16 protein-coding genes are annotated in these 21829 nt (G+C 35.5%); 4 read left to right on the top strand and 12 right to left on the bottom strand.

Translation table 11 applies throughout. The features are described 5' to 3' along the window. The first annotated feature begins 167 nt into the window (after positions 1 to 167). The 4 genes from QYS47_RS03665 (at position 168) to QYS47_RS03650 (ending at position 6454) form a co-directional block, all read left to right on the top strand. Complete coding sequence (locus QYS47_RS03665) at positions 168 to 1832, top strand: hypothetical protein (protein WP_322347761.1); 1665 nt, start codon at positions 168 to 170, stop codon at positions 1830 to 1832. Between the two features lie 59 nt (positions 1833 to 1891). Beyond that, complete coding sequence (locus QYS47_RS03660) at positions 1892 to 2938, top strand: hypothetical protein (protein WP_322347760.1); 1047 nt, start codon at positions 1892 to 1894, stop codon at positions 2936 to 2938. Between the two features lie 83 nt (positions 2939 to 3021). Beyond that, positions 3022 to 5583 (top strand): hypothetical protein, encoded by a 2562-nt coding sequence (locus QYS47_RS03655; RefSeq protein ID WP_322347759.1) that lies wholly within the window; start codon positions 3022 to 3024, stop codon positions 5581 to 5583. 82 nt (positions 5584 to 5665) lie between these two features. Further along, positions 5666 to 6454 (top strand): hypothetical protein, encoded by a 789-nt coding sequence (locus tag QYS47_RS03650; protein WP_322347758.1) that lies wholly within the window; start codon positions 5666 to 5668, stop codon positions 6452 to 6454. Between the two features lie 78 nt (positions 6455 to 6532). Here the strand turns inward: QYS47_RS03650 and QYS47_RS03645 are convergent, their stop codons facing one another. The 12 genes from QYS47_RS03645 to QYS47_RS03590 all read right to left on the bottom strand — a co-directional run bounded on the left by QYS47_RS03645 (position 6533) and on the right by QYS47_RS03590 (position 21815). Then, the gene (locus tag QYS47_RS03645; RefSeq protein ID WP_322347757.1) at positions 6533 to 7714 is read right to left on the bottom strand and encodes an IS481 family transposase; all 1182 of its coding nucleotides are present in this window, start codon (positions 7712 to 7714) and stop codon (positions 6533 to 6535) included. A gap of 261 nt (positions 7715 to 7975) precedes the next feature. Then, positions 7976 to 8887 (bottom strand): hypothetical protein, encoded by a 912-nt coding sequence (locus tag QYS47_RS03640; RefSeq protein ID WP_322347756.1) that lies wholly within the window; start codon positions 8885 to 8887, stop codon positions 7976 to 7978. Positions 8888 to 8903: 16 nt separating this feature from the next. Next, entirely contained in the window at positions 8904 to 9617 is a 714-nt protein-coding gene (locus QYS47_RS03635) for a hypothetical protein (protein WP_322347755.1), read from the bottom strand. Positions 9618 to 9866: 249 nt separating this feature from the next. Further along, positions 9867 to 11060: a M20 metallopeptidase family protein gene (locus tag QYS47_RS03630; RefSeq protein WP_322347754.1), complete on the bottom strand. Its 1194-nt coding sequence runs from the start codon at positions 11058 to 11060 to the stop codon at positions 9867 to 9869. Between the two features lie 522 nt (positions 11061 to 11582). Further along, positions 11583 to 12092 carry an SPOR domain-containing protein gene (locus QYS47_RS03625; RefSeq protein ID WP_302127851.1) on the bottom strand — a complete coding sequence of 170 codons (510 nt, stop codon included), beginning with the start codon at positions 12090 to 12092 and terminating at the stop codon, positions 11583 to 11585. Then, positions 12085 to 15441: a preprotein translocase subunit SecA gene (secA, locus tag QYS47_RS03620; RefSeq protein WP_322347753.1), complete on the bottom strand. Its 3357-nt coding sequence runs from the start codon at positions 15439 to 15441 to the stop codon at positions 12085 to 12087. Before secA ends, QYS47_RS03625 begins: the two co-directional genes overlap by 8 nt. A 68-nt stretch (positions 15442 to 15509) precedes the next feature. Then, complete coding sequence (gene dapF, locus QYS47_RS03615) at positions 15510 to 16289, bottom strand: diaminopimelate epimerase (RefSeq protein ID WP_302127856.1); 780 nt, start codon at positions 16287 to 16289, stop codon at positions 15510 to 15512. Between the two features lie 61 nt (positions 16290 to 16350). Next, on the bottom strand, positions 16351 to 17004 hold the full coding sequence (locus QYS47_RS03610) for a hypothetical protein (RefSeq protein WP_322347752.1): 654 nt from the start codon (positions 17002 to 17004) through the stop codon (positions 16351 to 16353). Next, the gene (locus tag QYS47_RS03605; RefSeq protein WP_302103360.1) at positions 16991 to 17542 is read right to left on the bottom strand and encodes a hypothetical protein; all 552 of its coding nucleotides are present in this window, start codon (positions 17540 to 17542) and stop codon (positions 16991 to 16993) included. Before QYS47_RS03605 ends, QYS47_RS03610 begins: the two co-directional genes overlap by 14 nt. Before the next feature lie 72 nt (positions 17543 to 17614). Further along, positions 17615 to 19438: a TrkH family potassium uptake protein gene (locus tag QYS47_RS03600; protein WP_322347751.1), complete on the bottom strand. Its 1824-nt coding sequence runs from the start codon at positions 19436 to 19438 to the stop codon at positions 17615 to 17617. A gap of 39 nt (positions 19439 to 19477) precedes the next feature. Next, a complete protein-coding gene (locus QYS47_RS03595; RefSeq protein ID WP_308357739.1) occupies positions 19478 to 20473 on the bottom strand; it encodes a bifunctional heptose 7-phosphate kinase/heptose 1-phosphate adenyltransferase in 996 nt (331 codons plus the stop codon). A gap of 139 nt (positions 20474 to 20612) precedes the next feature. Further along, positions 20613 to 21815 (bottom strand): pyridoxal phosphate-dependent aminotransferase, encoded by a 1203-nt coding sequence (locus QYS47_RS03590; protein ID WP_322347750.1) that lies wholly within the window; start codon positions 21813 to 21815, stop codon positions 20613 to 20615. Positions 21816 to 21829: the final 14 nt, after the last annotated feature.

Below are 21829 nucleotides of genomic sequence, written 5' to 3'. Positions count from 1 at the left end.
ATCTATTCTAATAACATCAGACATTAGCAATATAATCAAAAACAAATAATTCGATTGAGTGGCTACTATTAGTTTGTGATTACCAAGGCGGATTCCGAAAAGCCAATTTTAAACAGAGTAGGGGATTAAATTAATTTTCTAATATGAAATCGCAAAGTTCAACGGTAATGGCTAAGAAAACAACAAAATTTCCGCAAGTTAAAATTACCAACAAGTTATCATACAGCATAGATATTTATGATGTATTTAATGAAGAAAAAAAAGGACAAACAGTTCCTTACACCTATACTAAATTGGCTACAGTAGCTCCAGGTGTAACAACAAGTGTTCAAACTATTCGTGAAGCTTCACAATTAGAAGCTACAAACTCAGGAGTAATTAAGTCTTTAAACAACTTTTACTTCGACAGATTCCCTATTAAAGTAATGGCTGCTGTTCAGTTTAGCTTTGGAAACCCTCCTCCATTGGCATTTACAGTTGATTCAAGTGATGAACAATCAATGATTCAATCGTTTTTATTCCACAGATTTGCAATGGCAAACCCTAACTCAGCACTTACAAAAAACCTTTATGGAGCATTAAAAAAAGGAAGTGTTGATGATGTAAACAGCTTTTTCACAGGAACAAAAAACTTTAAAAACTGTACACTCAGTTCATGGAATGCAATTTTAACGTGGTTGCAAATGAATACTTCGGGATGGCAAGGACCATACTTCTTATATGAAGCTGCTCCTAAAAACCCTCCTTCAACTTACGTTCCTGTATTAATTGCTACGTTGAACATTGAATCATCAGCAACAGCCAATACTGCTACATTAAAACTTTGTAGCCAAGATGCTAAAGGAAATCCTGTTTTTTCAAGCCCTCCTCAAACAACAACAGTTGTAATGAATGGAGACGGTACAATGGGTGACAGTAATCCAGGACAAGATGTTGCAGTGTCTCTTACTCCAGTTTGGATGAACGTTATTCAAACAAGCATGAAAAACGGAACTCCGGTTTCAAACTATATCGTTGGACCAACAGTAACTGGTACAGTTGCAGGTAAACAAGTTGTTTCTTCTCAAACAGCTCGTCAAATCCCAGGTAAACCAGCAAAGAAAAAACAACAATCATCTTTTGATGCTTCATTTGGGAAAATTTGTCAAAGTGTTGGCCTATTAGTTGGATTATTGATGTTAGGAGATTTTGCTTCTAAAATGTTCAAGTCTGCTAAAGAGAAAATAAACAAAGCTAAAGAAGACGCTAACTCAGAATCTGATTTTGAATCACAAGAATCAACAATCAATTCAACTCCAGATTCAGATGTAGTATCAGAAGCAAGTAGTCAAGAGTCTACTTTCGATACAGATGCTAGCGAAGTATCAGACAGTTATTCCGCTACATCTGAATCATTACAAGAGGACGTTATGACTGAAACTATGACTGATACAATGGATTCTATTCAATCTGAAATTCAAGAACAAGTTCAAGATGGCTACACTCCTACTCAGGATTATGAGGATGCAGTATCAGACTTGGACAACTCTTTTAAGGACGCTCAAGAAAAAATTGAAAACGGAGACTTCTCTGATGCAAGTACCGAGCTTTCTGATGCTGCAAAAAATATGGATACTGCTATTGAAAACGGTAAAGGTGAAATGGCCGAATGGGAAACTAACTCATTACAAGAATCATCGGATGCTGTTAGTGATGCAGCCAACGAATCTGATGCATTGGATAGCGCTCAAGAAGAGCACGATAACGAAATGGAAGATGAATCTAACGATTCTGGATTCGATTCTGAAGATGATGATTGGCCTTCGTCTGACGAAATTCCAATGGAAGGATAAAACAAATTTTCAACACATAGGCACTGCAAATACTGCAGTGCTTTTAAAAACAAATTATCATGATTATTACATGGAACACAGACCCATCTAAAGGGCAATTCAAACCAGGGAGTGGTAAATTCTCTTCTTACTACCAATATGACACAGTGACTCGTAAGTTTGTAAGAGTAAGGCTAGAACTAGGGAGAAACCCAAGTTCATCGGGAGGTGATAGCGGTGGAACAGGCGCTTTTTTCAGCGAGAAAAGATACGTAGGTTTTTCAAACGAAAGACTAGATACTAAATCCAATAAATGGAATATTGTTGACGGAGAATTATACTTTGACGGAACAAAACTAGCTACAGAGCCAGCACCTGGTTTGAGAACTTACGATACTTCAAGAACTGACTTTAGTACAGGAAGTAGAGCATTGCACACAGGGAATTTAGTGACGGACACTCCACACTACCCAGATGGAATTAGAGCTTCACATTTAAGCATAATTGCTAATGATGCTATTCTTAACCAAGAATCTTTAAGAGGGATTACTACTTCTAAAGCCTCTCCTGCAACATTGAGCGATGCTTTAAAAGCAAAGATAAGTGCAATTGTAGATAAACCATTTATTGAAATTACTGATGCAGACTTACTGACTTGTTTAAAAACACAAGTAGCTCAAATAAAAGCTGAGCTTGTTACTCCTTCTAAGGAATCCTTAGACACATCTCTTGACACTGTAGATAAACTAATTACGGACATTAAAATTGAAATTACAGATAAAGGTTTAGTTCCTAATGAAAAATTTGAAGCAGCATTTAAAGACTTAGCAGCTAAAGTTGAAGCAGCTAAAACAGCAGTTGAAGACGGAAAAGGAATTGTAGATGCAATCAAAGAAGTATCAACCGCCAAGGCAGCTTTAAACGAGGCCGTTACAGAAATTGATGCCAAACATCAAGAATCATTAAGAGAGCAAATGGAGGCTTCTCAAGAAGCCATTGAAACCGCTCAAACTGATAGTGAAACATGGGAAGGTATTGATGCGGAATATGAATCTCCAGAAGAAGCTACTACACTTGACGAATATGAAGAAAGCATTGGCAATGAAGAAGTCATTAAAAGTGTTTAATCCAACTAATTACTAACAAAACGGGATTGGAGTAGAAAGCTACATAAACCTTTAAAACTTCAATCCCCACAAATACATAAGATATGTCTTATTCAAAAATTACAATCACCAACTCTTTGCAAGAAGGAATAGTTGTTTATGATGCGTTCCAAAATGATGCACAGGATAAAAACCTCTCCAACTTTTTTGGGACTTTAACAAGCATTTCAAAGGTTGCAGCAGGTGCAAATCAAACTTTTGAACCTATACACGGTCCAATTTCAACATACATTGTTTACGATAATAACTACAACCCCATCACTAGAGTTTTCTCTATGGGAATAGAAGCCCAAACTTTTACTGTTACGGAGGCAGATGTAGCTATAATGAATTCAACCAATGCGTTTATCAAATTACTACAGGACTCCCCATCCGACCCTCAATGTGTGGCATTCCAAGCTATTTTAAAAGGAGGAAAAGGAACATCAAAAAAGGTAAATGATTTCTTTAAAGGAACTACAGACTATCAGACTTGTACTTTCATTTCATACATGTTAGCAGTAGTAGCTATTGCACGTACACCTGAAACCAAAAATAAACCTCCACAACAGCAGGTTTATAGTTTAAGTAGCTTAGCTAAATATATGGGGTTCGATTGGCCACCTGGAATTCCAGATGTAACAGTTTCCAACTTCAATTGCTCGGAAAATTCTGAGGCAATCATGGTTGGGGGTAAATTAAACATCAATGATGTTACATTGGCCGATGGTGTTTTAGCTCATGTTTTATCGTTTTTACCAAGCCCAGAAATTACATTTGGAATTGAGTTCGTTTATGATGGTGGACTAGCTACTGGTTCTACTTGTTTAAAATTCACTCTTGATGATATTAAAATACCAATTGGAGGAGGAAAAACATTCGATATTGATCAACCAACTATTTTACTGAGTTTAAACCCTTTATTTAAGTTTGTTGTATTTGAGGTAAAAGCTGAAATTCCATTTAACATTTTTAAAAGCCCTACTATTGATGCTGATATAGCTATGACAATAGATAACATTGAGGCCGAAGTTGGTGTTAATCTTAAAGGAAATACTACAAGTTTATTAACCCCTCCAGGAATTAAGGGACTACATTTTGATAGTTTTGGGGTTGGTTTAGGAGTAATTTTTGAACCACCTGGTTTTGCTATTGGTGTGGAAGGAACCTTCCATATTGGTAATAAAGGACAAGTTCCACTTACAGATGATAAATTTGCTATTATTTGTGAAATGGAAGAAGAAGTTCCTAACCCGGTATATTTATCGTTTTACGTTCCAAAACTGGATTTAAGTGAGCTTATCACATTGTTTACAAACACGACAATCAACTTAGATTTACCTGTTTCATTTCAAGATTTATCCTTCACTTGGGCCGAAAATTTAATGGAGCCACTTGTTCTTCCCGATGGCTCGTTAACAAAGGTGGGGTATGGTTTTAGTGCATACATGAGCATTCTTGATCTTCAGTTTTATGGTTACCTGCAAATCGATCTAAGCTCAGGAATATCAGGCGATATTACTATGTCTCCACTAAGCTTTGGTAAGCTATTAAAATTAACAGGAAATGGTAAGGCAATCAACCTTAAGTATGATGTTAATGGTAATCCTATTCCAAACAATACCATTCCTAAAACTGCAGCAGAAAAGAAAGTAATTGCTAATGCAACAAGCAAACAAATTATTGCAGCTGGCGGACCATCCATGACTTTAAGTACTTCATCCTCTCCTTACTTTTCTTTAGATGCTGAAATCAGTTTATTCGAACTAGTAAACGAGAAAATTGATGCTGAGATCAGTAAGGATGGTATTTCATTTGAGCTTGACTATGGTGCGGTAATGGAAACTAAAATGCAATGTAGGTTGGAAGACTACCACAATTTCTCTGGTAAGTTCACCTATGGAATTGACCTAAATGTTCCCCTACCTTCTGTGGCAGGATTCAGTTTGGGATCAATAGACCTAGATGCAGCATGTGACTTAGGTTTGGCTATTTCAACATCTACTTCTGATGTAAGATTTGGTGTTCAGGGAGGATTTACTTTTGAAGGCTTAGACTTAAGTTTTGGCCCTTTCAATGCTGATGTTAATATAAACTCTATTTCAGCTTTAATTGATGCTGTGGGTAAATATGTATTAGTTCACGCGGGTGATATATTCAAAGCATTTATTTTAAATGCATCCAAATGGGCTGGATTTGTAAAAAACGAAGTTATTAAAGGGGTTAAAGATGTTGCTCAAGGTTTAAAAACAGCGTTCAATCAATCAGAAACTGAAGTTGCTTCGATAATGCATGGTGTTGGATATGGAGTTGATGAAATTGCGTCAGGAATTCAAAATGCATTTTCGGCATCTGCTAATGAAATTGCTACAGCACTAAAAGATGGAATTGGAGCCTCCGACACGGTAGTAACAGCTGCTTTAAAAGGTATTGGTTTTGGTGTACAAGATATCGCTACTGCTCTTAATTCGGTATTTGGCTTAGCACCAACAGCTATTAAGGATATCTTAAGTGCAGCTGGTTTTGCTGATAGCGCCATCGAAAGTGCTTTTAACGCCATTGGTGGAGCATTTGCAAGTGCTGCCAAAAGCATTTGGCATGCAGTGACTCATTGGGATCACTGGTAGCAATACAACTATATTTTTCATTCGGTGTAATTCATTCGAGTTACACCGATATATTAAATTAAGTCGTCTTATTACATCATTTATGAAACAAAGCAGAAATGAAACATTAGCATATCATTCTTTTAATTTATTAAATCAATTACATGATCCCAAAGCAAAACAGTATTTAGAATGGTCGGTTACTTTAACCGCAGATAAGTTTGAGCTTCGCAATAAACCTACCCTATATGTTTACCCAAATGAAGATTATAATGCATATCAAAACTTAAATAAGTTACTTCACAAGTTAAATTGCCCAGAGGAGCTAATTCGAATACATAAACATTCTTTCGCTACATCAATGTATCAAGGTATAAGAATACCTGATATAAACCTACTTGAAAAATGCTTGTATATTCACCATCAAGGCGTTTCTCATATTGATTGCTACCGCTGGAAAAATCAAATGCACTATGACAATTGTAATTATGTTTATTACAAAAGTTTTGATTTAAATCATACTTTTTCTGTGACTCATGGCGATTTAATGCCTTTTTTGGAAAAGTTAATCAAGGCAGAACAATTTGTTCATCACTTTGGGGTTTGGTTTCAAGAAAGTAAAGAAGAAATACGTGAAGTTTATTATTCTTTTCCGAATAGAACTCGGTTTAATTGGGTAGTTAAGGCTTTTGAAAATTTGTTAAATAAGGATGTTTATCAACAATCTTTAAAATTTAGAAATTTTAAGTTTAAAAATATAGGTTTTGATAGTACGCTACATCAAAATTCTCCAGCAATTACAATTTATTTTACGCTTCCGATAACAGAAAAATTCCCAAACGATTACAAAGAATTAATAAGATCTTGTTCTGATTTTTTTGATGAAAACTAATAAGGAATCGAAGCTTTAATGTTTCTAAAGTTTATTGTTTGTAAAGGCACATGCTTTACAAAAGTTAAAGGTTAGGGTTTACACTATATTTTGGCTCAGCCTTATTGATTTTTGTTTGTCTCTTAAATGTTTTTCATCAAAGTATCCTAAAAATAAGCTTCTATAGAATACCCTCCAAATTCCATTATCCATATCTAGCACTCCCACATATTTTCCCTTTAAAGCTGCTGTCAGATATACCCAGTAATAGGACCGCCATCGCACGGCTCCGTTTTGCGTTACCTTTAACACTTTCATGTCTGAATCGTAGTCATAAACGAGTATCTTTTCAGGGAAAGGGCGGGTTGAAAAGCTATGTGCAGAAGCTGGGGTTTCCATCCCTAAAGCTTCGTGTGGACGTACATGATTGTATTCCTTTACAAAGTTGTTTAAGCGTCTTTGCTGTGCCTTCAAATCGTAGGCTGAAGGCTTTGCACAAGAGGCTTTTAAATCACGGTGCATGCGTTCATGTCTGCCGTTTTGTTCCGGGTGTGCAGGATCAGAAAATACAGGAATTATACCTAATTCAATGAACCAATAAGAGAGCTGGGTAAAGCGCTGAATGGAAGCTACCGATCCGAACGGACTTCCATTATCAGTATGGATTTGCTTTGGGATCCCATATTGCCTAAAAACCCTTGTAAACTCTGTTTTAACTGCCTTTAAGTTCTCTTTATAATGTCCTTTGGCTGTAAACAAAAACCTGCTCCTGGAGTCTGCAATTGTCAAGGGATGGCAGTATATTTTATTGCCCATTAAAAACTTCCCTTTGTAATCAGCACTCCAAACTTCATTGCATTCCTGAGGATCAAATATGGGGAAAACAGGCTTCACTCTCCTGAGCCTTTTTTGAGGCTTCACAAACCCATGCTGGTTAAGGATTTTGTGAACTGTAACCACACTGGGTACATCCTCCTTGCAGCATTCGTTAAACAATAATCTCCTAATCTTTTTAGCTCCCCAGCGTGCATACTTTTCCTTTATTTGAATGATTTTTTCTTCAATCGCTGCACTGGTTTTATTAGGATGAGCCCGAGGCGTTCTAGACTGCTCTACAAGCCCTTCCAGTCCTTCATTTTGGAAGCGATTTATTAACTTATAGGCTGTTGGCCTGGAGATATTAAATGCTTTACAAAGTTCGGTGATGCTGTACTTCTGAGTACGCCACTCACAAATAAATTCTACTTTCTGTTCCATAGTTCTTGTTTCTTTCCAAGGCATAGCAATCTGATTTTTTAATCAAATTACTGCTTAAAAAGTGTAAACTATGTCCCTTTAACTTTGTAAACGATGTCTCTTTACCGTACCACAATTAATTTCAACGCCTAGCTATGATGAGTGGGGATTAGAAGCACTAACCTCTCGTTTCGCACATAGCCACGCCTTGATTTAAATTTAAAACTTGTGGCGGACTTTCCAAGTGCCACCAAACTTTCCTGACCGATAAAACCCCATTCTTTCATAGGTTATGTTGTAGAGCGTTTACCTTTTTAATAATTTAGAAACATTAAAAGATTGCAGTTCGTGCTCTGGGATAAATTCCACTTTTAATCTTTGAAGATTAGGAATGTCAGTTGAGTACTTATTTATTCTGTCCCCGCATGAATGGATTATATCATCACTATTATTTTCTGAATTATATACTATTAATAAGATTGGTATTACACGTTTATTAGTTGTTTTCTTGTAATAAGAAATATATGTATTTAGTTGATCTAACGATTTTTGAATACTAATTACAGGGAGTTTGTTTTTATAATATTTAATTTCTATTAATCTATCTGAGAATTTGTTTGTATTTGCTTTCAGGAGCATATCAATATTGAATATACCTCCTAACTTTTGTTCAGAATAAATTTCAAAATTAGGGCTTTTTAGATTTTTAAATAGATTATATAATTGATTTTCGATCTTCATATAATCTAAATAAGGCTTATTCGAAGAATGACTTATATTAGACTGAGTATCTTCGAATTCTAGCTGCTCTGCTAACTGAATTTCTTGGACTTCATTTTTTGCTTTTTCTATTTTTTCTTCTGGAGTTAAACTTTCTATCTCTAAGTCGAGCTTCTGAATTTCTTTGTCAAACTTTTCATCAATCTTCGCCTGTCTTTTAAACCATCTTACTAGTCCAATTATACTAGAGGTTAGTCCTAAGATTAGTAGTCCAAGAGATGCCCAAGGTACTAAACGCTGTATTTTTGTTATTTGAAATTGTTTGTTAATAATCAGGTTTTTAATAGGCTCTTCAAATTTTAACAACTGTTCCTTTGTGATATAAATACCAAAGTCTTCTTTTAAATAAAGATATGGAGCTAAGATTGCTAACCCAATAAGTACAAGTCCGATTGATACTAAAAATTTATTTACATCTCCGTAATCTATTTTCTGCATTGTATATTACGAGTGTTTATATATTGGTTTGGTTAAGCTGTCTTACATGACTCTCCAAGACATTTGATTTATTATCAATAGTAATTGTGTAATCAGTATACCTTGATGAAAAAACTAATTTAGTTTTACCATTTTCATAGGTTCTTGTTGACTTTAGTTTTAGGTTAGTTGGGTTAATTTCATAGTTTTTTTCTAAATATTTCTTGACTTTACTTAAGTCAAATTGATCTACTTGTGCGTAGTCATAACCTTTGGTTTTTAAGAATTTATAAACTTTTTGCATCCCTGCCTGACTAAATCCTGCAGTTAGGTTTATTATAAAATCAACAAAATATCCACTTGCTCCCCATTCGTAAATAGATACCGTTTTGGTTAAAGAATGAATATCAATTGAGAATTCTTGGCGTATAAATTCTTTGAGTTCATCTGCATCTTCATCGGTCATTGAGTCTATTTCACCAATAGATATTATAATGTCAGAACCAGATATTAATTCAAAATCATCCTGATTTTTAGAAATAAGTTTGCACTTCTTGTTCAAATCATTGATTACTCCGCGATCTCCCTCACCAAATAAATTTTCAAATCTAATTAAAGGTAAGTCGTTATCTGGCCAAATTAATTCAATCGCAAGGGCTTCTCCCTTATGCAAGTCATCAACAATATTTTCTATTGTTTCACCTGTTTCATATAAAGCTGAATAAATACAATATTCCGATTGAACTTGCATATGTTCATTCCTTATTTGGTTATATATGTCTATTCTGAACTCCATTATGCTCTACAACAATTGAACACGTGCACCTCGAGGTACACGTATCTACTTTTTATTTTTCAGCAATCTACTAATAATTAAGTTAGCTTCAAAAAGCTCTTTAGAAGGGAGATGAGGATAGTTTTTCTAGAAAGAAGTAGTAATTAAACGTTTAATAAACGTATAAATCTACAGTTATAAATCCTATAGTCTCTCTAAAGAAAATTACTTACTCTCTAATTCTTTTATGGCCAACCAAGCTATTAAACCCATGCCGGTCTCTAAAGCGACAGGATCAATATCAAAAGTTGGGGTGTGAACGGAAGAAGTAATGCCTCTGGCTTCATTTCTAACTCCTAATCGGTAGAAACAGGCATCTGTGGCTTGAGAGAAGTAAGCAAAATCTTCTGCTGCCATCCAGAGGTCTAAATCCTCCACATTTTCTTCTCCTAAATATTCTATGGCATTGGCTTTTGCTCTATCGGTCAATTCAGGTTCATTGATGAGGTATGGATAGCCCTTTCTGATTTCAAAATCAGCAGTAGCCCCCATGCTTTCTGCCATGCCTTCAATCATTTTTCGCATTCTTTTATGCGCTTCAGCTCTCCATTCTTCATCCATAGTTCGGAATGTTCCTTCTATATAAACCTCATTAGGAATAACATTAGTAGCACCTTCGGCTATTACTTTCCCGAAAGAAACTACGGAAGGCACTTTAGGGCTTGCGTGTCGACTCACAATTTGTTGCAATGCCACTAATATATTGGCTGAAATGATAACGGGGTCAACATTTTGCTCAGGCATAGCACCATGACCGCCTTTTCCTTTAATAGTAAGATAAAGTTCATCGGTACTGGCCATATACATACCAGAACGGAAACCCACTTTACCAGCATCAATTAATGGCATCACATGTTGCCCAATAATATTATTAACATCAGGATTTTTAAGAACTCCTTCTTTAATCATTTTTGAAGCACCACCCGGTACTTTTTCCTCTCCTGGTTGAAATAATACTTTTATAGTCCCTTCAAATTGGTCCTTAAGTTCATTTAATATTTTAACTGCACCTAGCATGCAGGAAGTATGTACATCATGCCCACATGCATGCATCACGCCCTCATTTTTACTCTTGTAAGGTACCTCATTCTGCTCTTTTATGGGAAGGGCATCAATATCTGCTCTTAAAGCCGTTACTTTACTGTCTGAGTTTTTACCTTTAATCAATACTACTGTACCCGTATCGGCAACTCCGGTTTGATGATCAATTCCCCAATCTGTTAGCGTTTTGCTGATGAATTTTGCTGTTTCAAATTCTTCAAAAGACAACTCAGGATTAGCATGTAAGTGCTCTCTTAATCCTTTTACTTCCTCAAATTGACTTTTAGCTAATGATTGAATCCTTGATTTTAAATCCATTTTATATTTTGATTTTAAGTCTTAGGCTGGAAATTTTTAATGGGTTTCCAGCTTTCTATATTCCAATCTGTGGTACACCGACTGAAATCTATTGAATAACCAATTAAACTAAGTTGAGTTTAGCTACCTCATACTTTATTCAATATAAAAAAATAACCTTGGTTATTTTCTTTTGTGTTCTCTTATCACTTTTGCGGTGAAAGTTTTCTAACGTTAGTACAGATTAATAAATAATTATTGTTTAACCACAACAGATGCAAAAGAAAACAAAAGAGTTTTCGCTGAAGCGAAAAAAATTATTACTGAAATATCCAATGCCAGAGGCACCATCAATCATCATCATCCAGAAGATGGTGATAGAAATATTATTTTATCCCGCTAGAGAAAACTACTTATAATCCACTACTTTCTAAAATGTAACCTGATAGGTTTTAACGATCCATGATTGGATTGATCCAAGCGGACGCTTGAATCAGTTATGATGGAGCGTCATAAACCTGGACAGGTTTTAATTATTTCTTCTTAATTAATATAAATTCTTTGAGGTACTGAGATAGCACTTGGAAACTTAGGTTTTAACTTCAATAAAGTTCTCTGCACCTCCAATCTTTCAGTAAAGCGACCTACCCTCACCTTATAAATGGGTTGTCGGTATTCCACATCTGTTCTGATTTCAGGTAAGACGACTCTTGCCGTATCTCTTGCTTGATAGGCTTCTGCACTGCTGCTTCCACTGTAAATCTGTATAGAATACCCATTTACATAGCGAATCTCTTTATTATTCTCCGCTAAAGTATCAAGCTTCTTATTCAATAGCTCAGTAACATCTGCTTGAGCTGTAAAATCGTCACTCGTTTTTCTAAAGTTCGCTTTTTCTACTTCCATGCTAACAGAAGTATCTACTTTAGGCCGATATAGACTTAAGTCCTCACTGTAAGATTTACTGGCAGTGGAAGTTTGTTGAGTAGTTACACAGCCCCAAATAAAGAAGCCTAAAGTGATTACCGCTATGATGTTTCCAAACCTATTCATCTAACAATACACATTTATTGTTTTTAACGTCCTCTTCTACCGTCTTAAACTTAACATCTTTCTTCACACTTCCATCCTGATATTGTACGCTTACTCTATCATTTCTTCCCACAATCTTTTCAGATTTTGCAGGCATCTGTTTATCAACTGCTGGTCTATTTTTATTCTGACCTCCTCCACTTAATACAGAACCTGATTCTTCCTTACTTTCCTTATAGTTTTGTTTCTGTCTGCGTTGCGCTGCAGCTTGAACTTCAGAACTATCCTGAACTGGTAGATCAAGTTTCATCATGAATGAGCTAATATCTTCATTTAATTTACCGATAAAGCGTTTGAACAATTCAAAACCTTCGAATTTGTAAATGAGTAACGGATCTTTCTGCTCATAAACCGCATTCTGCACAGATTGCTTTAAGTCATCCATTTCTCTAAGATGCTCTTTCCAATTTTCATCTATCACAGCAAGAGTAGAAATTTTCTCCATTGATAGGATCATTTCATGGCCTTCCGTCTCTAAGTTTTTCTCAAGATTGGTTACTACCCCAATCTGCTTTTTACCATCCGTGAAAGGCACCAATATATCTTTAACGGTAGCCCCTTTATTCTTAGAAATATCTTTTAAGATAGGAAAAGCTTTTTCTCTAATTTTCTCGTTTTTAGCCTTATAAGAGCTGTAAACATAATCATATAACTTTGCAGTAAGTTCTGCCTCCTTAATGCTATCAAATTCTTCTTGAGTGATCTCAAAATCAACACCGAAAGTACTTAAGATGCTTAATCTGAAATCATCAAAAGCATTGGTAGCTTTTGCGTTGTTCACGATATCCTCGCAGGTATCGAACAACATATTCATGATATCAAGCTGAAGCCTTTCTCCGTAAAGTGCATTCTTTCTTCTCTTATAAATTACTTCACGCTGCGAATTCATCACATCATCATACTCCAATAATCGCTTACGAGTACCAAAGTTATTTTCCTCTACTTTCTTCTGTGCTCTTTCAATTGATTTAGAAATCATAGAGTGCTGGATTACCTCTCCTTCTTCCAGTCCCATTCTATCCATCAACTTGGCAATTCTATCCGAACCAAACATCCTCATTAGGTTATCCTCTAAGGAAACAAAGAATTGAGATGACCCTGGGTCTCCCTGACGACCTGAACGACCTCTTAACTGTCTATCTACTCGTCTTGATTCGTGTCTTTCAGTACCGATTATGGCCAAACCTCCTGCCTCTTTCGACTCTTTAGCTAGCTTAATATCGGTACCACGACCCGCCATGTTAGTGGCAATAGTAACTGTACCTGGTTTACCAGCTTCTGCTACTACATCTGCCTCTTTAGCGTGTTGTTTTGCGTTCAATACCTGGTGTTTGATCTTACGCATATTCAACATACGGCTTAAGATCTCAGAAATCTCAACGGAAGTAGTACCAACCAAAACAGGTCTTCCAGCTTCACTCATGGCTACAATTTCTTCAGTTACGGCATTGAATTTCTCGCGAACCGTTTTATACACTTTATCTTGTCTATCGTCTCTTACAATTGGTTTGTTAGTAGGAATAACCACCACATCCAATTCGTAAATATCCCAGAACTCACCCGCTTCTGTTTCTGCAGTACCGGTCATACCTGATAATTTGTGGTACATTCTGAAATAATTCTGTAAGGTAATAGTCGCATAGGTTTGAGTAGCATCCTCAACCTTTACATTTTCTTTAGATTCAATCGCCTGGTGTAGTCCGTCAGAATATCTTCTTCCTTCCATCACACGACCTGTCTGTTCATCTACAATCTTTACCTTACCATCTACTAAAATATATTCCGTATCCTTTTCAAATAAAGTATAGGCTTTTAGTAACTGGTTTACCGTGTGAATTCTTTCTGCTTTAACGGAATAATCTTTAATCAGCTCCTCTTTTTTCTCTAACATTTCCTCATTAGAGTAAGATTCGTCCTTCTCAAGTTGTGCAATTTCAACCCCAATGTCAGGAAGGATAAAGAATTTAGAATCTTCACCGTCTCTGGTGATTAAGTCAATCCCTTTTTCAGTAAGGTCTATATTATTATTTTTCTCTTCAATGGTGAATAACAATGGCTCATCCGCCTCAGGCATTCTTTTAGCATTATCTGCTAAATAAATATTTTCCGTTTTTTGTAGAATCTGACGGATACCTTGCTCACTTAAATATTTAATTAATGGCTTATACTTTGGTAAACCTCTGTAAGCTCTAAATAAAGCTAATCCACCTTCTTCTTCATTTCCTTCTTTGATGAGCTTTTTAGCTTCAAGTAAATAATTAGCCGTTAATTTTCTTTGTTCCGTAACAAGCTTTTCAATTCTTGGCTTTAGCTGATCGAATTCGTGAACATCTCCTTTAGGTACTGGACCTGAAATAATCAATGGAGTTCTAGCCTCATCAATTAATACAGAATCTACCTCATCAATCATAGCAAAGTGGTGTTTACCTTGTACCAACTCTTTGGTTTCACGCGTCATATTATCTCTCAAATAATCGAAGCCAAATTCGTTATTCGTACCATACACAATATCTGATTGATAGGCCGCTCTTCTTTCTTCAGAGTTAGGCTGGTATTTATCGATACAATCACAAGATATTCCATGAAATTGATAGATAGGCGCCATCCATTCAGAGTCACGCTTTGCAAGGTAATCATTAACCGTTACCACGTGAACCCCTCTTTTTGCTAATGCATTTAGGAAGGCTGGTAAAGTAGCCACTAGGGTTTTACCTTCACCCGTAGCCATCTCCGCAATTTTACCTTTGTGCAATACGATACCCCCAATAAGCTGGACGTCATAATGCATCATACCCCAGGTCATTTCATTTCCTGCCGCTTTCCAGCTGTTATTCCAGATGGCTTTATCACCGCTTAAGTTAACATGTTCAGCTTTACCGGACATTTCTTTATCAAACATAGTAGCAGTAACCTCCAGCTGTTCATTTTCCATGAATCTTCTGGCTGTGTCTTTTACTATGGCAAAAGTTTCAGGAAGTACGTCTAGTAGCACCTCCTCCAACTTTTCATTTCTTTTTTCTTCTAAATCATCGATCTGATTAAACAAATCTTCCTTGGTGTGTAAATCCATATCAGGATTTTCATCCACCTTAGTGTGAAGTGCAGCAATTTGATCATCAATCTCTTTTAAATATTGATTGATTTTATCCATTACGCTATTCGTTCTGGCTCTCAACTCATCATGAGATAAGTCTTTTAATTGCGCAAATTCTTTATTGATCTGTTCTACTAGAGGTAAAACTTCTTTTATATCTCTATCGGATTTGGTTCCGAATACTTTGGTTAGTCCTTTTGCTATAAAGTCAAACATGCTTTTTTGCTGTAATATTTTTTAACTAAGCGCTAATTTACACGCTTTTTTATGATTTATATGAATTTTTAAAGCTCGATTTCACCTTTAAAAACTTTCTTTGCTGGTCCGATTAAATAAACGTTTTCTGCCTTTCCTTCAGTTAGCTTAAATTCAACACTCAAGCTACCACCTAAGGTTTCAATTTTAACAGGAGATTTACCGCCATGCATCACATGTGCAATGGCACAAGCCGTCACTCCTGTCCCACAAGATAATGTTTCATTTTCAACTCCCCGCTCATAAGTACGAACGGAAATTTCACTTTCTGATTGCTTCTCAACAAAATTAACATTGATCCCTTCAGCTGCAAATTCTTTGCTGTATCGAATCGCTGATCCTTCTTCCTTTATATCCTTATCTTTTAAATTACTGGTAAATAGAACATAATGAGGGGAGCCAGTATTGATGGTTAAATGATCTGAAAAATCCTGCATTCTGCTTTGATCAACATCATGCATACTTAAGCGTACAATATCTCCTTCAATGGAAGCTTCATGAATACCATCAGTTGACAGAAAAGTAGTTTCATTTTGAATAATGCCTAAAAACTGAGCAAATTTTACTGCGCATCTACTCCCGTTTCCGCACATGCTTTGAGAACCGTCCGGATTAAAGAACACCATTTCAAAATCATATTCTGAATGGTTTTCTATTAAAATTAAGCCATCAGACCCCACTCCGAATTTCCGATCACAAAGGTTTTGTGCTATAGATCTATCATTTCTATCAAGGCTTTTCTCACGATTATCCACCACCACGAAATCATTTCCTGTGCCTTGATATTTATAAAATTCGATTTTTTTCATACGCCTGATTAAGCCAAAATAAGACCAAAGTAATTCTTATGTCAGAATGACACTTTGAAAATTAAATTCTATAATATTTTAAGCCACTTTTTAACTCTAAGTAGATAAGGCCTATATCTTTTGAAAAAGCAAATTTTACAATACTCTTTGATTCTAATATCCCCATCTGATCAATTAATTCGAAAACTGCAACTTCCTCTGGATAGGTATCACCCTTAATTTCTAAATCAGTCACTACCTTAAAATCAAAAGGTTGATCCACTTCCTCATAATCAGCCCAGGTAAAGGACTCACCACTATTGGGGGATAAATATAACCTATTTGGCTTATGAGTTACTGCATCAAATTCAAAATACAAATGAGGCATATTAAATGAAATCCAGGGATTAACCTCAGAAAAGCCTGCATCCGCACTAAAACTAAAATCTCCTAAAATGGCACTTCTGAATTTCTGATAATGAACTTCGCGCATTGTCTTGTCTGTAGGGATAAACAAAAAAGTACCACTTGACTCACTATAATAATTATCTTCTTCTGTCAGATTCCAATTGTTGACAATGCCATTTTCATCTACCATTTGAAAACTAAAATCATCTTCTTGAACTATCCAAGCTTCTGTTTCAGCCTGAAGATCAAATTCTTTATACACAATTGCGCCATTACACGATATCAAGAACAAAAATGAAGCGTACAGAAATAATTTATTGAATCTCATACGTATCTCCATTTACTTGCACTATTTTAAGAATACCAATAGAATAATTGAAATACAAACTATCTATTTCTATTTCATATTCCTCCCTATAGCTATCACTTTTCATTTTAAATACATCATGAAAGTACTGATCCTTTATTCTTACTGAATCAACAGTTTGTATTCTCTCATTTAATGAAAAGTATTCTCTTCCAATAGTAATACCATAGCTGTAATTTTCTTCCTCCTCAGCATTTATATTAAATTGGATATCATAAAATGGATAATCAGAAAATACCCTTAAATCTTCGCTTTCATATGTAAAATAATCACAGCAGTGATCACAGCTTATAGTTTCAACAGTTGAATTCCTTTGCACCTCAAAAAGAATTTCAGTACCTGAATTATGGACAAGCGTAAATTTCTCCTGGTTCTCATATGGGATTAATTCTTCCATATTATCTGGAAATGTATAGACATCGGAAGGTGCTGTTTCGTCACACTTAGGTGTACAAAAACCAACGCTAGCAATAATGATTGCTAAACTAATAAATTTCATAACTTTTAGTTTAAGGTTGATATACCAAAGTTAAGACCCATAAAAAGTAAAACAAGTTGGACTTCAAATAAATTATCCTACCATTAGATGAGCCTTAGGGTATTTATAGCTCTGGGTAGATTTTCTACTACTTAATGCTAGTGCAAATGTTAAGGTTCCTACTCTACCAATAAACATGGAAAGGATTATAATCACTCTACCCGCAAAGGATAAATCAGCTGTAATTCCAGTACTTAAACCTACTGTACCAAAAGCGGATACTTGCTCAAAAATCAATTGCATTAAGGTATAATCACTATCCGTAATAGTTAACAGGAAAATAGCGATTAAATTAAGGGAAGCCGCAAAGAAAAAGATAGATAAGGCTTTAAACAATAACTCTTTTGGTATGAATTTCCTGTCAATTTCAATCTTTAATCGTCCCCTTAAGGTAGCAAATACCGAAACTATCAATAAATAAAAGGTAGAGGTTTTAATACCACCTCCTACTGAACCGGAGGATGCACCTACAAACATTAAGAATGCCATCACTATAAGGGTTGGTGTTCTTAAGGCTCCTATATCAACAGTATTAAATCCTGCTGTTCTTGCAGTAGCTGACTGGAAAAAACTGGTAATTAAGGATTCGATAAAGTTCTTTTCATCAAGTGTATTTCCTCTCTCCAATAAGTAAAAAACTATTGTACCTGAAGCTAGTAAAACCAAAGAAGTATAGACCGCAATTTTAGTACTCAAATTCCAGTCTTTCCATGGATTTTGGAAGCGATCTCTCAAGTTCTTTCTTGAGAAAAGATCTTGAATAGAAGAAAATCCCAAGCCCCCTAATATTAAAGTCAATGCAATGATAATGTGCAAGATGTAACCATTCGCTACTTCATTTTCAAATAAGCCATTGGTGAATAAACTAAAGCCAGCATTACAAAAGGCGCTCACAGCATGGAATGCAGAAAAGAATATTTTCTGTCCCATTGAATTGAATTCAACACTTTCTCCCCAACTAAAAAAGATCAGGATAAATGAAATAATTTCAATAACTAAAGTGATAGCAATAATCTTCCTTAAAAGTCCTTTGGCTGAAAATAATGATTCACTAACTAAGAAATCTTGTAACATTAATTGCTGTTTGATTCCCACTCCACTTTTCAGGAAAGTAGCAAAAAAGGAGGTAAATGAAATAATACCTAAGCCACCCAGTTGAAATAAAATCATAATCACAAACTGACCTTTCATGGTAAAATAGGTGGCAGTATCCACTACTATTAAACCTGTTACACAACTGGCACTAACTGCTGTAAATAAAGCATCCATCAATGGCATAGGCCCATCTTTCACACTCATGGCAGGTAGCATCAAAACCCCTGTTCCGAAAGCAATTAATAGCAAGAAACTGTAAATGAAGGTTCTTGCTGGTTTCGTTTTCAGTTTTGACAATACAGTACTTGCTTTAACGAATTCATACGCTATCAGCACTAGAAAATAAAAGGTAATTAAAGTTAAATAAGCATCCTCATAGTTTTTGAAACCGAAGGTGTCTGCCAGATATTTTATAATTTGATTGTCAAAAAAGTAATTACTAATAGTATTAATTAGAATTATCAATACCAGAACAGCCTCTAGTTTATTATTGAGCAGAAATTCAGTCCTCCTAAATTCGTAGAGAAGTCGAATGATGAAAGAAAAGAAATAAATGATGAGAACAATGTCTAAACCTAAGAAAACTTGTTCCAATTCATTCGCTTCCGTTTCAAAACCAAAAACGAAGAACAGCAAAACCGCAGCTGTAAGCCATATAAAAGCTTTAAGAGAAACTAATGTGCTCAATACAGCAGATCTACTGTTGTAAATGGCATTGTTTAACCATTCTGTAATTGAGTTTTTTAGTCTAGAAAATTTCATGCTGATTGAAATGCTTTGCTTTAAGCTTTAAGACATTTATTATAATTGTAAATTATGTTTTATTGCTTCTACTTCCAACTTTTTGGCATCAATTGGCACTACTCCTAATTCTTCACACACAATTCCTCCTCCTAAATTGGATAAAGAAGCAGTAAAAGCTGGATTTAGCTTAAGTGCTACACATAATGAAGCAATACTGATCACGGTATCTCCTGCCCCTGATACATCAGAAATACTACGTTTGAATGCAGGAATTAACACATCTTCTGTATCTGTTTGAATGTAAACCCCTCTTTCAGATAATGTTGTCATGACCATTTTTGAAGAAAGTCTATTTCTTAGAAGTGTTGTTTGCTTTTTTAAACTAACATCATCTGATTTAGAGAAATCAACATGCATTCCTTCTTGTAACTCTTTCAAATTTGGTTTAAACAAATCCACTTCTTTATAGTCAAAGAAATTGTTCTTTTTGGGATCAACCACAATGGGTTTTCCCAATGCTTTGGATTTTTCTACTGTTTTTCGAATAACAGAAGCATTAATCGTTCCTTTGTCATAATCTTCAAAAACTACGACATCCACTTCAGGAAGCAATTCAATAATTTTGTTTGAAAGTAATTCCTCTTCTAGTTCATTTAAAGGTGCAAGGCTTTCAGAATCTACCCTTAATAAATGTTGTGAACCCGAAAGCACTCTTTCTTTAATGGTAGTTATTCTGTCCTTGCTTTTCACTAGGCCTTTATCGGTAATATTCCTGTTTTTTAATAAGTCCTGAAAAATCAAGGATTCATCATCATCTCCCAGAACAGAGCAAAGAATTGGTTCAGCACCTAAAGAAAGTAGATTGAGGGCAACATTTGCTGCGCCCCCCATTCTTTTTTCTCTTTTCTTTACATTCACAACAGGCACTGGTGCTTCAGGTGAAATTCGAGAGACAGTGCCCCAGATATAGGCATCAATCATCACATCGCCTATCACCAAAACCTTAAGTTTTTGAAATGCCTTAAAAAGATTAGGAATATCCTTTATGACCATCTAAATAATTATTTGCCGTTCACCTAGTTTATATTGATAATGAAACCTGTCAGGTTTGCTCTTTTCAAAACCATCATTACCTTCAAATATTGATGCTTTCCCCAATTTAAACCTGACAGGTTTAAATAACATAGAATTATTACTTTAATTCAGCCAATACTTTTTTCATTCGCTTCATGGCTTCTTTCAATTCCTCATCAGAAGCTGCGTATGAAATTCTAATACAGTTAGGGGCGCCAAATGCTGTTCCTGTAACAACTGATACGTTGGCCTTATTTAAAATATAAATCGCTAATTCATCAGCATTCATAACCTTAGTTTCTCCATCAGATTTACCAAAGAAACTGCTGATATCAGGAAAAATATAGAAAGCACCTTTAGGGACATTAGTTATTACGCCAGGCATTTCATTCAACAATTCTAAAACCATATCTCTTCTCTTATGATAGGTTTTAGTCATTTCTAAGGTAGGGGTTAAATCTTCCGTTATGGCTGCTAATGCTGCTCTTTGTGCAATCGATGAATTACCTGAAGTGATTTGTCCTTGTATTTTAGTGGCCGCTTTTGCAATGGGTAATGGAGCTGAAATATATCCGACTCTCCAACCCGTCATAGCAAAGCCTTTTGAAAATCCATTAATGGTAACCGTTCTTTCGGCCATTCCTGGTAAAGAAGCCATACTAACGTGTCCTTCATTTCCAAAATTGATATGCTCATAAATCTCATCCGAAAGAACCAGAATGTCATCATACTGACGAAGTACCATCGCTAGCTTTTCTAATTCTTCCTTAGAAAAAACGCTACCAGTAGGATTACATGGTGATGAATATAAAACTGCTTTTGTATTATCGGTTATAGCATCATTTAATTGCTCAGCCGTTGGTTTAAAGTCGTTTTCCAATGTTCCGGTAACATATACTGGAGTTCCTCCTGCTAATTTTATTAATTCGGTATAGCTTACCCAAAATGGAGCAAACACAATTACCTCATCGCCAGGATTCAAAATGGAAAGCATTAAGTTTGCAATGGATTGCTTGGCTCCATTTGACACCACGATTTGTTCAGGAGTTGAGGGAACGTTATTTTCCGTTTCTAACTTTTTGGCAATAGCTTCTCTTAAATCCTGATAGCCTGAAACCGGTGGATAAGCAAAATATTTTTCACTGTCAATCGCCTTCTTTGCTGCTTCTTGAATATGCTTGGGAGTCTTAAAATCTGGCTCTCCCAGACTTAAACTAATAATATCAATACCTTGAGATTTTAATTCTCTAGCTTTTGCTGCCATGGCTAAAGTAGCAGACTCTGACATATTTTTGATGCGATCGCTTACCGGATAATTCATTGCAATTATTTATT

Origin of the sequence: Marivirga arenosa, from assembly GCF_030503875.2 — a bacterium.
In the GTDB taxonomy this organism is placed as follows: domain Bacteria; phylum Bacteroidota; class Bacteroidia; order Cytophagales; family Cyclobacteriaceae; genus Marivirga; species Marivirga arenosa.
The sequence above is the reverse complement of the archived record's forward strand: the minus strand, read 5'-3'. Positions and strand labels throughout refer to the sequence as shown.

Excerpts from the sequence above, each read along its gene's own strand:
- QYS47_RS03665 (WP_322347761.1), top strand. The coding sequence starts at position 168 with ATGGCTAAGAAAACAACAAAATTTCCGCAAGTTAAAATTACCAACAAG.
- QYS47_RS03660 (WP_322347760.1), top strand. The coding sequence starts at position 1,892 with ATGATTATTACATGGAACACAGACCCATCTAAAGGGCAATTCAAACCA.
- QYS47_RS03655 (WP_322347759.1), top strand. The coding sequence starts at position 3,022 with ATGTCTTATTCAAAAATTACAATCACCAACTCTTTGCAAGAAGGAATA.
- QYS47_RS03650 (WP_322347758.1), top strand. The coding sequence starts at position 5,666 with ATGAAACAAAGCAGAAATGAAACATTAGCATATCATTCTTTTAATTTA.
- QYS47_RS03645 (WP_322347757.1), bottom strand. The coding sequence starts at position 7,714 with ATGCCTTGGAAAGAAACAAGAACTATGGAACAGAAAGTAGAATTTATT.
- QYS47_RS03640 (WP_322347756.1), bottom strand. The coding sequence starts at position 8,887 with ATGCAGAAAATAGATTACGGAGATGTAAATAAATTTTTAGTATCAATC.
- QYS47_RS03635 (WP_322347755.1), bottom strand. The coding sequence starts at position 9,617 with ATGCAAGTTCAATCGGAATATTGTATTTATTCAGCTTTATATGAAACA.
- QYS47_RS03630 (WP_322347754.1), bottom strand. The coding sequence starts at position 11,060 with ATGGATTTAAAATCAAGGATTCAATCATTAGCTAAAAGTCAATTTGAG.
- QYS47_RS03625 (WP_302127851.1), bottom strand. The coding sequence starts at position 12,092 with ATGAATAGGTTTGGAAACATCATAGCGGTAATCACTTTAGGCTTCTTT.
- secA (WP_322347753.1), bottom strand. The coding sequence starts at position 15,441 with ATGTTTGACTTTATAGCAAAAGGACTAACCAAAGTATTCGGAACCAAA.
- dapF (WP_302127856.1), bottom strand. The coding sequence starts at position 16,289 with ATGAAAAAAATCGAATTTTATAAATATCAAGGCACAGGAAATGATTTC.
- QYS47_RS03610 (WP_322347752.1), bottom strand. The coding sequence starts at position 17,004 with ATGAGATTCAATAAATTATTTCTGTACGCTTCATTTTTGTTCTTGATA.
- QYS47_RS03605 (WP_302103360.1), bottom strand. The coding sequence starts at position 17,542 with ATGAAATTTATTAGTTTAGCAATCATTATTGCTAGCGTTGGTTTTTGT.
- QYS47_RS03600 (WP_322347751.1), bottom strand. The coding sequence starts at position 19,438 with ATGAAATTTTCTAGACTAAAAAACTCAATTACAGAATGGTTAAACAAT.
- QYS47_RS03595 (WP_308357739.1), bottom strand. The coding sequence starts at position 20,473 with ATGGTCATAAAGGATATTCCTAATCTTTTTAAGGCATTTCAAAAACTT.
- QYS47_RS03590 (WP_322347750.1), bottom strand. The coding sequence starts at position 21,815 with ATGAATTATCCGGTAAGCGATCGCATCAAAAATATGTCAGAGTCTGCT.